Source organism: Streptomyces sp. NPDC003635, from assembly GCF_053587635.1.
Map to the genome: position 1 here is coordinate 1 of NZ_JBSFOK010000093.1, position 10930 is coordinate 10930.

Annotated in this window: 7 protein-coding genes and 3 pseudogenes; 3 read left to right on the forward strand and 7 right to left on the reverse strand. The window is 67.7% G+C overall.

The genetic code is table 11. The annotated features are described in order from the left end of the window. Window positions 1–304: 304 nt before the first annotated feature. Together ACWDRW_RS39590 and ACWDRW_RS39595 are read right to left on the reverse strand one after the other, a co-directional pair. Window positions 305–1831, reverse strand: coding sequence for a serine/threonine-protein kinase (locus tag ACWDRW_RS39590; RefSeq protein ID WP_451733229.1), 1527 nt, complete (start codon window positions 1829–1831; stop codon window positions 305–307). A gap of 239 nt (window positions 1832–2070) precedes the next feature. Further along, window positions 2071–2695, reverse strand: a pseudogene (locus tag ACWDRW_RS39595) (transposase); the annotation flags it as partial. Between ACWDRW_RS39595 and ACWDRW_RS39600 the strand changes: the two are divergent. Further along, window positions 2687–2869: pseudogene (locus ACWDRW_RS39600) on the forward strand (IS110 family transposase); the annotation flags it as partial. The pseudogenes ACWDRW_RS39595 and ACWDRW_RS39600 sit on opposite strands and share 9 nt — an antisense overlap. A 2328-nt stretch (window positions 2870–5197) precedes the next feature. On the opposite strand, the pseudogene ACWDRW_RS39605 reads toward ACWDRW_RS39600, so the two are convergent. The 4 genes and pseudogenes from ACWDRW_RS39605 to ACWDRW_RS39620 form a co-directional block, all read right to left on the reverse strand. Beyond that, window positions 5198–5884: pseudogene (locus ACWDRW_RS39605) on the reverse strand (5'-methylthioadenosine/S-adenosylhomocysteine nucleosidase); the annotation flags it as partial. 68 nt (window positions 5885–5952) lie between these two features. Continuing rightward, window positions 5953–6513, reverse strand: a complete 561-nt coding sequence (locus tag ACWDRW_RS39610) for a hypothetical protein (RefSeq protein WP_451733232.1) — start codon at window positions 6511–6513, stop codon at window positions 5953–5955. A gap of 191 nt (window positions 6514–6704) precedes the next feature. Beyond that, window positions 6705–8513 carry a tetratricopeptide repeat protein gene (locus ACWDRW_RS39615; protein ID WP_451733235.1) on the reverse strand — a complete coding sequence of 603 codons (1809 nt, stop codon included), beginning with the start codon at window positions 8511–8513 and terminating at the stop codon, window positions 6705–6707. Window positions 8514–8516: 3 nt separating this feature from the next. Further along, entirely contained in the window at window positions 8517–8693 is a 177-nt protein-coding gene (locus ACWDRW_RS39620; RefSeq protein WP_451733238.1) for a hypothetical protein, read from the reverse strand. 388 nt (window positions 8694–9081) lie between these two features. On the opposite strand from ACWDRW_RS39620, the gene ACWDRW_RS39625 reads away from it, so the two are divergent. Both ACWDRW_RS39625 and ACWDRW_RS39630 read left to right on the forward strand, forming a co-directional pair. Next, on the forward strand, window positions 9082–9936 hold the full coding sequence (locus ACWDRW_RS39625; protein WP_451733241.1) for an IS5 family transposase: 855 nt from the start codon (window positions 9082–9084) through the stop codon (window positions 9934–9936). Next, a complete protein-coding gene (locus ACWDRW_RS39630; protein WP_451733244.1) occupies window positions 9933–10220 on the forward strand; it encodes a hypothetical protein in 288 nt (95 codons plus the stop codon). Before ACWDRW_RS39625 ends, ACWDRW_RS39630 begins: the two co-directional genes overlap by 4 nt. 170 nt (window positions 10221–10390) lie before the next feature. On the opposite strand, the gene ACWDRW_RS39635 is transcribed toward ACWDRW_RS39630, so the two are convergent. Continuing rightward, window positions 10391–10804: a hypothetical protein gene (locus ACWDRW_RS39635; protein WP_451733247.1), complete on the reverse strand. Its 414-nt coding sequence runs from the start codon at window positions 10802–10804 to the stop codon at window positions 10391–10393. Window positions 10805–10930 lie beyond the last annotated feature (126 nt).

A 10930-nucleotide genomic window follows, 5' to 3' on the forward strand; every position in this document is an offset into this window, starting at 1 on the left:
CGGCGAGTACTTACTGGGAGGCGCCACTTCTTCCTCGTTTCCTTGCTCAGGACAACCCTATTGGGTGCCTGTCCGGAAACTTCGTGGCCCCTCAGGCGGTGCTCGCGGGTCGTGGTGGTGTACGGCGTGGGTCATTGTTGCGTTGCCCGTGGTGCGGTTCCTGGTCGGGGTGTGCACCCGTCAGCCATGGTGCTGCGCACGGGTCCCTGTGGGCGGGAAGGGTCGGGAAGGTCGTCGTAGATCACGACCTCCTCCTGCGCACAGTGCTGGCTGGGTGTCCGTCCTGGCGGGTGGTCGGGGTTGTCTATACGCGGCAGCTGTCGGTGTGGGTGACTTCGCGGTAGTCGAGGATGGTGGGGCTGGCCATGGATTCTCGGTAGACGAGGGCGGCGCGGCCGTAGGGCCAGGTGGTGTCGTTGGTGAAGTTGTGCTGGGCTTCGGCGCAGCTGCCGAACATGAGGCCGCGGACGATGTCGGTGAAGTCGAAGTCGTCGCGGTAGTTCTGTCCTTCCGGGTAGGGGCCGGGGCCGAAGGTGACGAACATGGTCTGGGCTGTGGGATTGAAGGTGACGGTCACGGTGTCACCCATGTACTGGTGTCCCTGGAGTACCGGCGCCGCATCGGTGATCAGGCGCTGTGCGGCGGTCTTCTCTGCCGCTGTGGCCGGTAGCCGGGCGTCGGCCCACTCATCCACGTTGGGCTGGGCGTTGTCGCTGCGGGTGTAGGCGGGGGAGGGGGCCATAGCATGCTGCGATGTCTGGACCGCTGCCGGCGCCGAGGACGGAGCCGCGGGGCCGGCTGCCCGGGGTGACTGCTGCACGGCGGTGCTGGCGGTGGCGGTGACCGGATGGCTGCTCGTTGCGGGACCCGGGTTGCGGGCGGTTTCGGATGTCTGGGAAGCCGCGGCGAGGGCACCGCCGAGACTTCCGACGACGGCGGCGGCCGCGGCCACGGTCAGGTACAGATGCGTGCGGGTCCTGTGCCGGGGCGCTGCGGGCCAGGCGGGCTCGGATTCAGGCGCGAGGCGCCAGTGCGCCTGGACGAGGTCGGATATGAGGGTGGGTTGCTGGCCGTCGGGGACGAGGACGGCGGTGTCCTGGGCCGCGAGGAGTTCGTGGCACGCAGCAGCGAGGTTAGCGGCGCTCGGCCGGTCGGCGGGTTCCTTGGCCAGGGCCTTCTCCACCAGCGGCCGCAGGGCGGCCGGTACGCCGTCGAGGTCTGGCTCGGCCTGCAGGACGCGGAAAGCCACTGCGTCGGGGGCGCCGCTGCCGAAGGGCAGACGGCCGGTGGCGGCGTAGGCGAGGAGGGCTCCCCAGGCAAACACGTCCCCCTCGGGGCCGACGGCTCCGGTGCGGTAGTGCTCGGGACTGATCCAGCCGGGAGTGCCGGTCATCACCCCGGTACGGGTGACCGAAGTGCCGTCCAGGGCATGGGCGATGCCGAAGTCCAGTACCTGAGGTCCGGAGGGGGCCAGGATGACGTTCTGTGGTTTCACGTCCCGGTGGACGACGCCCTGGGTGTGTACCGCGGTCAGGGCGGCCGCGGTACCGGCGGCGAGCGCATACAGAAGCGCCCCTTTCACAGGGCCGTCAGCCGCCACATGCCCGTCGAGTGTGGGCCCGGGCACGAAAGGCGTTGCCAGCCACGGCGTTGCCGCTTCGGTGTCCGCATCACAGACCGATACGAGGCACGGCCCGGTGACCCGCCGGGACAGCTGCACCTCCCGCCGGAACCGAGCACGGAACTCACCATCCGCTGCCTGCGCCGGGTGCACGACCTTGACGGCGACACGCTCGCCGGTGGCCGTGAGTGCGGCGAACACTGTGCCCATACCGCCGACTCCAAGCCGCCCCACGACCCGGAAAGGGCCCACCCGATGAGGATCGCCTTGCTGCACCGATTGGACACGGTTGGACACGAACGGCTCCCCTGGCGGTTCAACGGCACATCAGCCGCAACAATCCGCACAGCGTATCGACGCGCGGGGCTCATCTGCGCAATTGTCATGGAACTGCCCCCTGCACCCAGCGAAGCCCGAGATCACCCGGGGGGGTGCCCCTATGGGTTTCGTCAAGCTGATGGGGCGGGTTGGGGTTGGTAGAAGGTGCCGTCGCGGAGCGTGGCGAAGAGGACGTCTGCTTGGCGGCGGGCGAGGCAGAGGATGGCCTGGGTGTGGTGCTTGCCTTGCTTGATCTTCTTGTCGTAGTAGGTGCGGGAGGCCGGGTCGGCCAGGGCGGCGAACGCGGAGAGGAAGAAAGCTCTCTTGAGCTGTTTGTTGCCGCGTCGGGAGGGTTGTTCGCCGCGGATGGAGGAGCTGGGGTGGCGGGTGCGAGGCCGGCGTAGGAGGCGAGGTGGGCGGCCGACGGGAAGCTGCTGCCGTCGCCGACGTCGGTGAGTATGCGGGCTCCGGTCCTGACGCCGATCCCCGGCATGGACGTCAGGACCTTCGAAAGAGGGTGGTTGGCCAGCAGTTCCTCGATCCTGGTGGCGAGGATTTGGGCTGGTTGAGCACTGCCTGGAGGGAGGCGGCGAGGCTGGGGACGATTAGTGCGGCGGCATCGGTGCCGGGAACGATCACGGTCTGTTCGTCCAGGGCGGTGAAGATGTCGTCGACCAGGCGCTCGGCCATTCTGGGGGCCTTCGGTCGTATGAGAGTGACCAGGCGTCGGCGTCCGGCCTTGCGGAGCTCATCCGGATGCGGCTGGACCCAGCCACAAAGACATACGTTGCCCGCAGGATCAGCGAGGGCAAGACCTCCCGCGACGCACAGCGCTGCCTGAAACGAGCCCTCTGCCGCCAGCTGTTCAAGATCCTCGAACGCTCAGATCGAACCCCGACGATCTCCTCCGAACCGCTTGACGCGATATAGCAGCCTCGGGGGAGGGGGACATCATCGGAGGCGGCTTCGGCTGCATCGACATTCGCCACTCCACCCGCGGCCGGGAACGCCAAGACGGCCGCTGGCGCCCCGCGTGTGATGGTCCCGTATCTTGTCGGCGTTGCTGCAGGGCTATCGTCGACAAGCTCACATGTGTTCGTTGGGGGATCCCTTATCGGACATCCCGTCACCGGCTGATCCCATGAGCCGTCGGACAGCTGCCAAAGACTTCGCCGTCCGCGCCTTCTGCCAGTCGTCGAGATTGGGGTCGTTGATGAGGCGCAGCAGTGCTGCGGCGCCTTCGGCCTCGTGGCCCGGCAGAGCCGCCAGAGACTCCGCTACGTTCACGCGAGTTCCGCTGTCGGGACCGGCGTAGTTGACGAAGAGCCGTAGTGCTGTGGCAGCTGCGGCCTCGTGACCGCGCACCCTGGCCAGCGATAGCGCCGCTTGTGCCTTGATCTCTCTTAGGAAGCCAGCGTAGAAGGCGATGCGTTGTAGTGCTGCGGCGCCTTCGGCCTCGTGGCCGGGAACAGCCGCCAGAAACTGCGCGGCCAGCAGCCGATTATAGCTGTCAGGGCCGAGGGGGCGTTCGTCCGACACGACCGTCGGGAACATTGCCCAAGCACCGAACTGACGGCCGGGCCAGTCATCGAATCCAGGGGTGTTGACGAGGCGGAGCAGCGCTGCCGCGCCCTCGTCCTCGTGCCCCGGAATCTCCGCCAGGGATCGCGCCGACTGAACCTGAAGATATCCGGAAATTCCTGGGTCTTTGGTGGAGCGGAGCAGCCGAACGGCCGTGAGAGTGGGCGGCAGATTGGTCCCGAGGCGCAGCTGGTCGAGCAGAAGCTTGCAAGTGTTTACGTCGCGCTTTCGGGTCAAGCGCTTCAGGTAGGCCATTGTTGCATCGGTGTGATCCTCACTCATCAGGAGCCGGTCCAGCAAGAACCCGAAGTAGGACTCAGAGATCCCCGGTGGCACAGCGATGCCTCCGCCAACGGCGGCCTGGTGGGCGGCCAGTGTCCCCAGTAGTTGGGCACGAGCGTGTTCGTCTCGGGTGGCGTGGCGGGCGGCGAGGAACTCCAGAAGAGTCTGGTGGAGGAAGTGGAAGCCATCGGCGCGATGGGTGAGCAGTCCGGTAGGCCGCAGAAGGTCGCTCAGGAAGCGGTGCCAGTCCGGTTCTGTGACTGGTCCGGGCCGAGCGGCCTGCGGGTGCGAGGTCAGCATGTCAACAGCGGGGTTTGTGTGGCCGTGAAGCATCTCGTGGGCCAGGTGGTCGATGATCTCCGGCAGGTGCTCACGTGTACGCACGGCGGCCGCTTCTGTGGTCCGTCGCTGGTCGGGAATCTGATGCCGGTCCACCAGTCGCAGCACCGCCTCATGCTGGGTGCGCGAGACGCCTTTGTGGGAGTTGCGGTCGTAGAGCAATGCGACGAAGTCGGCGTAGACGCCGCTGCGTCCGCGGGGCAGCTGCCGGCCGGGGTGACTGGCATACAGCTGGCACAGCATGAACGCCATCAAGGGCGTCCGGGCGAGGGCATCAAGACCGGATCGGCTGAGCAGCATGGTGAACGTTTCCGCGTGACGGTCCGGATCATCCAGAGCGTGGAACCAGCTTCGGGCGTAATTGCGGAGGTCGTCGGGGGTGAACGGCTGGATTTCGAATCCCGGTACGGTGGGGCCTAGCATGTCGAGGTCCCCGGTGGGCAGGGGCCGGGTGGCCACGACGAACTGATACAGCGCGGGGTGGGCCGCCGCGGTTTCCATGATTGCCTGCATGACAGCGCGGCGGGTGTCGGTGTCGGGGATCTCGTCAAGGCCGTCGATCAGGACCAGCCAGGGTGTCCTGGGGCGCGGCGGGTGGCGGAAGAGGTCGGCTGCGAGTTCGTCCAGCAGCCCGAAGGGCGTGAGCTCCCCGGTCGCGGCTTTTGCCAGGGCGACGGGCAGCGGGTCCACGGTGGTGAGGACGCCGGCGTTCACCAGGACGGGCACGCTCGCGTCGGACTCTTTGTCCAGCCAACGGCCGGCGGAGTCGGCCCGGTGTGTGCGCAGGAGGGTGGACTTGCCGCAGCCCGCAGGCGCCAGGAGCACGGTGATGCTGCTGCCGGTGCGGAAGACTTCCTCGGCAGGCTTGAGGACGGTTGCGCTCCGTGGCGATGTCGCACCCTCGGGGCCGTCGTGGCCGGTGGACGTCTTGGAGGTTGCCTGCTGGCGCATGTAGACATCGGTGAGGGACGGCGGGACGGCGCCGACGAGGCCGGGGTACGGGTGGGCGATGGCGGCGCGGAGGACGGCTTGCAGGTACGGTGTCAGCCGCGGATCGGGTGCTGGCTCCAGTTCCTGCAGCAGCGCAACCGCAGCTCTGGCCGCGTTCTTGGCGGCCTTCGGCTGAGAGCCCTCAGCGTCCCGCTCGTGCTTGTGCGCGTCAGCCTTGTCGCTGATGCCACGGATGATCAAGGCGTCCAAGGTGCCGGTGAGGTGGGCGGCCTGCGCGACGCCGGCGCCCTCCATCTCAATGGCGACGGCATCGTTGTAGTGCTCGTGGAGGTGGCGGGCGATCGCGGACTCAGCGTCGGCGAGGACGACGTCCCCTACGGCGATCGGCTTGAAGTGGGCCTTGCCGCGCAGGGCGTGCCGGGCGGCCTGCTCCAAGCGGTGGGAGGAGCGCCAGGCTTCGGGGCGGACGAGGAAGCCTTCCGGGGTCTGCTTGCCGCCGTGGATGCCGTACACCTTGGTGGCGACCACGACGTCCCCGACCTTGATGTCGTCCTTCAGCCCGCCCGCGACACCCACGAAGAGCAGGGCCTGCGGGCGGAGCCAGTTGTGGAGGCGCTCGGTGAGGACGGCGGCGGTCAAGGTGCCCTCGCCTATCTCGGCGAGAGCGACGTACCAGGAGGTCCCGTCGAGCCGGCCGCGCTCGGCGCGAGTACCGGAAGGATGTACGAGCGTCTCAACGTCGGTGAGGTAGGTCCGTACGGCCTGGCTCTCCACAGGCAGTGCCGTGAGGATGACGGCAATCGGACTTTCTTGCTCGTCTGCCGCGAGCGCCCGGAGGCGGCCGTCTGGCTGTGCCCGTGTCACCGGACCACCCCGGCCGGTACGGTGGTGCCGATGGCCAAGCGCGAGCCGCGTGCCCCGATCCGGTGCACCGTTGCGATCAACAGATCCACCAGCGCATCGGTCACCTCCCGCTCACGCCGCCGCAAGTGGGAGGGGAACACCACCGCCGCCCGCTGCGGCCACGACGCCAGCACCCTCGGCGCGACGTCGGCGAACAGCGACGCCGTCGGGACGATCGCCCGGATCGCGGTCAGCCTGCGGATCTCCCGCAACATCGACTCCAATCTCACGTTCTCGGGCACCGTTTTGACCAGCGCCAGCACCGACTCCCTGCCGGGGTCCGCTACCTCGCCGTCCTCGGTGCCATCCGCGCCGTCAGCTGCGACCAAGGCCATCAGCCAGGCCCGCACCTCTGCGGGCAGCCGCACCGCGACGGCGGCAAACCAGCTCGCCTCTGCGGTGTGCAGGACCGAGCTGACCATCCGCATAACCCGCTCCGCGCTCGGTGGCTCGATGCACTCCCCCACGCGCTCAACCTCGTCGTCGAGCACCGCCCAGTGCTCGACCAGCTCATCCATCCCCACCGGCAGTCGCCCCACGAACGCGCATATTGCCGGACAGTCCAGGTCAGCACCGCCGAAAGTCAGAAATGATCTACGGCGTTTGCGGCTCGAGACGACCCTGCTGGCTTAGCCGGTCGTTTCATGGGTGTGGAGACGTGCCCGTTCGTGTTCGCTCCCGCGGTGCCTGTCGGGTGCTCACTCCCTCTTCATTGCGCTGCGGGCCCGCCCAAGTCCTCCATGGCCAGGCACAGGTTGTTCCAGGCTCCCCTTTCCCGCGCTCGATCACCGGCTCGCTGGAAGGCGCTGAGTGCCAGGGTGAGGGCGTCGGTGGCTTCACGGGGCCGTCCCGTCTCGAGCAGCGCCAGGCCCAGATTGTTCCACGCCCTGCCCTCGTTGTCGGGGTCGCCGGCGTCGGTGTAGGCGGCGCGTGCCTCGGTGAGGGCCTCGATTGCCTCCTCGTAACGTCCCATCTGGGTAAGAAGAACCGCGATGTTGTTGAGCTGCTCCGCCACGGACTGCCTGTTACCGATCTCCCTATGGATCTCCGCGGCCCTGGAGACGGCGAAGTAGGCCTCCTCCAGTCTTCCGGCTAACTGAAATGCTTTGCCGAGGTTGTTGGACGCCATCGCCTCACCCAGGGCGTCGCCCACTTTGCCCGCGAGGTCACGGGCGGTTCGGCCAACCAGGATCGCGTCGTCCGAGAAGCTGCGCCAGCACAGGTACTCACCCAGGCACAGGGCCAGGTCGATGGCGCTTGTGGCGTGTTGCAGGTCGGCGGTTCCCCATTGGACGGCAGCAACCAGTCCCACCCGCTCCTTGTCCAGCCAGTCAAGTGCCGCCTCCCGGTTCTCGAATACAGCGGTGCCCGGATCCACCGGCACATCTCGCAGCAGGTCGTCCGCTGCGTTGGCCCACCTCCGGTAAAAGCGCAGGAGGCGTGAGCGAGCCGCCTCGGCCTCCGCGTTGAGCACGGGGTCGACGACGGTGACACTCAGCGCGTACTCGCGCACGAGGTCGTGGAGTCGCCATTCCGTGCGGCTGCTGCCCCGGTCGACGAGGTACGCCCGCTCCAGTCCGGACAGAGTTCCCGCCGGGGCCGTGTCGTCGCCCACGAGGGCGCAGATCGCATGCGCGCTGATTTCCGAACCCGGAGCAAGCGCCAGCAATCGCAGCAGCCGCGATTGGTCCTCGGGCAGTCGTTTGTAGGAGAGACCGAAGGCGGCACAAATGCTGCGCTCACCGTCGTCAAGGAGAGTGACCCGCGCGCTGTACTGCTGCTTAAGGGCGGCGACGAATTCCGTGACCGGCATCCCCGGGTCATACGCGAGCAGCGCGGCAGCGATCTGCAGGGCGAGTGGTAAGTGGCCGCAAAGCGAAGCGAGTTCGCCTGCTGCGCTCGGGTCGTCGGAGATCCGCGCGTCATCGGGTACGGCTGTGCGGAGCGCCTCGTCGAGCAGCTCGACGGACGCAGCGGGTGCAAGCTCTCCGAGGGAGAGCGAGATGGCGCCCAGAGATGCGGGCAGCCGGGTGCGCGAGGTTACCAGGACCCGGTGGCGCATGTCGCCGGGGATCAGCGGGCGCACCTGGGCGGGTGTCGAGGCATTGTCCACGAGGACCAGTACTCGATCTGAGCGTTCCGCTAGCCGTGTGCGGTAGTGGGCGGCTCGCTCTGCCTCTCCGGAGGGAATGTGCTCGGGCGGCATCCCGAGGGCACGCAGGAGGGAGTGCAGCGCGCGTTCCGCGGTGACCGGTACCGCGTCGTATCCGTTCAGATCGACGAAGAGCGTTCCGCCAAGAAACCATCCTTTGCCGTCCGCGGCGTGTGCGGCTTCCACGGCGAGAGCGGTCTTGCCCGCTCCGGCCAGGCCTGTCACGGCGGCGACGGTGGAGCGGCCCGGCTTCGGCGCGAGGGCGGACAGAAGCTTGCGCAGGTCGTCCGCCCGGCCGGTGAAACCCGGCTGCGTCGGTGGGAGCTGAGCCATCGCAGGCGGCACAGGGCCGAGGTTGTTGTACACGACCTACGCGCCGATGACGTTGCCGAGGAACAGGCCCTGCCCGAAGTCGACGTGATCACCTTGGTACCAGGCGCCGGTGCCGGGCGCCTGCCGGTCCATGGCTGCGGCGACTGCGGACGCCGTCTCGAGATCGTCCGCGAGAACGCGCTGCAGCCCATGAGCCCACGTCCCCAACTCCATGCGCAGCTGCGGCTCTTATGCTGCGCGCGTATGCGCGGTCGCAGCCAGGCATGCAGGGTCGAAGCCCGAGGGGTCACCTCCTCCCTGCACCAATGCGGCCAGGGCCCTCAGCGCCTCGTCCCCAGGGGAGCCGCCCGCGCCGTCGGCGAGTGCCGTCAGCAATGCCGTCAACGCCGCTTGCATGCGTGTCCCCCGTGACGTTCAGACGTCCGCAACGTCCCGTGACCAATTCACCAGTGACTGGCGGGCGATGCACCAATCGTCAGCAGTCGCCTGGTGAGTATTCAGAGGGCGTTAAGTCCGATCTTCCTCGGTTCGTGATCGCTCGATCGTGGTACTGATCGCCGTACTGGCCAACCGTTCGCCATGTGCATGCTGAGATGCGGGCATGGACCGAAGACCGTATCCGAGCGACTTATCGGACGAGCATTGGGCGTTGATCGAGCCGATGATCACGGCCTGGAAGCAGGACCGGGTGAGCCGGTCCGCGACCGGAGACCCCGGGACGTGTGATCTCCGGGAGGTCGTCAACGCGATCTTCTACCAGAACCGGACAGGCTGTCAGTGGCGCTACCTGCCCCACGATCTGCCGGCCTGGTCGGCGGTGTTCTACTACTTCACACTCTGGCGCCAGGACGGCCTTGACCAGCGGATCCAGGAACTCATGCGCTGTCAGGTGCGGGAGAAGGCCCGCCGATTAGAGGACCCGTCCCTCGTGATCATCGACACCCAGTCCGTGCGTGCGGCCGCCGGTGTCCCGAAGACCACGACGGGGCTGGACGCCAACAAGAAGGTGTCGGGCCGAAAGCGGGGACTGGCCGTCGACGTTTTGGGACTCGTCATCGGTGTCGTGGTGCTGGCCGCATCCGCCCACGACAACACGGCCGGCACCGCCCTGCTCGACCAGGCCGCCGAGCGGTGCGGGATGCGTCTGGAGAAGGCCCTGGTGGACCAGGGCTTCAAGGACGAAGTCCTCATCCATGGCGCACTGTTGGACATCGACGTCGAGGTCGTCCGCCGCAACCCCGACGACCAGGGCAAAGGCTTCGTCCCACAGCCGAAAAGGTGGATCGTGGAGCAGGTCAACGGCATGTTGATGCTGCACCGCCGTCTGGCCCGGGAGTACGACCACCGCCCCGACACCTCCGCCTCACGCGTCTACTGGGCCTCCAACGCGAACATGGCCCGCCGCCTCACCACGCCGAGTCCGGCCTGGCGCGACACCCTCGAGCTGGCCGCGTGAACATCACCGAGCTGTTGGCCAACCTCCAGGCCCAGCACGACAAGACAACGGCTCGGGTCGGAGAACTACGCGACCAGATCGCGCACTTGACCGCCGCCCTGACCGAGACCGAAGCGCGACTCGCGGACCTGGCCATCACCCGGAAGGTCGTCGCCGAACTCGCACCGGCTGGAGACGGACCCGAACCGCCCGAGACGAACACCGCCTACCAGGCCATCGTGAACGCCTTCAACCAGCACCCCGACCAAGAGTTCCGAGCCCGTGCGCCGACCCCCGCTCGTTGACCAAGCGAGTGTCCGCGCCTGCTGTGTGGGATCTTCGGTGTTCACGGGCCGGGCGTAAGAGGGCTCACTGGCAGCGGATCATCATGCCTGGGTGTCGTTCGAGCAGGGAGTGCCGTATTCCACCCGGGGGGTGTTCGGTCTTGCTGGCGCTGTGGTGGCTGGGCCGGCGGCTACGTCTGGGCTATCTCTTGGCGCAGTTGATGGGTGAAGCGGCGCAGCAGTTCCTCCGTTTCCCTGTGCTCCGCCATGCGGTCGGCTCTGCCCTCGCTGGGCCGGGAGGTCCAGCCCCGGCGTGCGAGAGCGTCGGCAAGGTCCACGGTGTCGTCGGCGCACAGCAGATACAGGGCTGAGCGGGCTTCCTGCATGCGGCCTGCCAGTTCGTTGGCCCCGGCGCCGTCGTCACTGAGCCGCGCGTCGCGGAGGTAGTCGATCAGCTGGACCACTGCCGAGTTGAAGCCGACGCCGGCTTTCAGCTTCTGCTCGCGCAGCCGCATGCGATCCTGCCTGCGCGCGGTGAACCAGGATCCGAACACGGCCCCGGCGAGGCCGAGGCCGGCCCCGACGGCTACGGACAGGATGTGCACCCGACCAGCTCCCCTCCCGACACACAATCGGCAGTCCTTCCATACGTGCGGGCCGAGCTGCCTGCGCCCAGGCTTCAGTTCACCAGGAAGGGAGTCAGGGCGAGGTAGATGCCGAGTGCCAGCAGT

Coding starts and splice junctions, on each gene's coding strand:
- ACWDRW_RS39590 (WP_451733229.1), bottom strand. CDS start 1,831: ATGGGCACAGTGTTCGCCGCACTCACGGCCACCGGCGAGCGTGTCGCC.
- ACWDRW_RS39610 (WP_451733232.1), bottom strand. CDS start 6,513: ATGGATGAGCTGGTCGAGCACTGGGCGGTGCTCGACGACGAGGTTGAG.
- ACWDRW_RS39620 (WP_451733238.1), bottom strand. CDS start 8,693: ATGGAGTTGGGGACGTGGGCTCATGGGCTGCAGCGCGTTCTCGCGGAC.
- ACWDRW_RS39625 (WP_451733241.1), top strand. CDS start 9,082: ATGGACCGAAGACCGTATCCGAGCGACTTATCGGACGAGCATTGGGCG.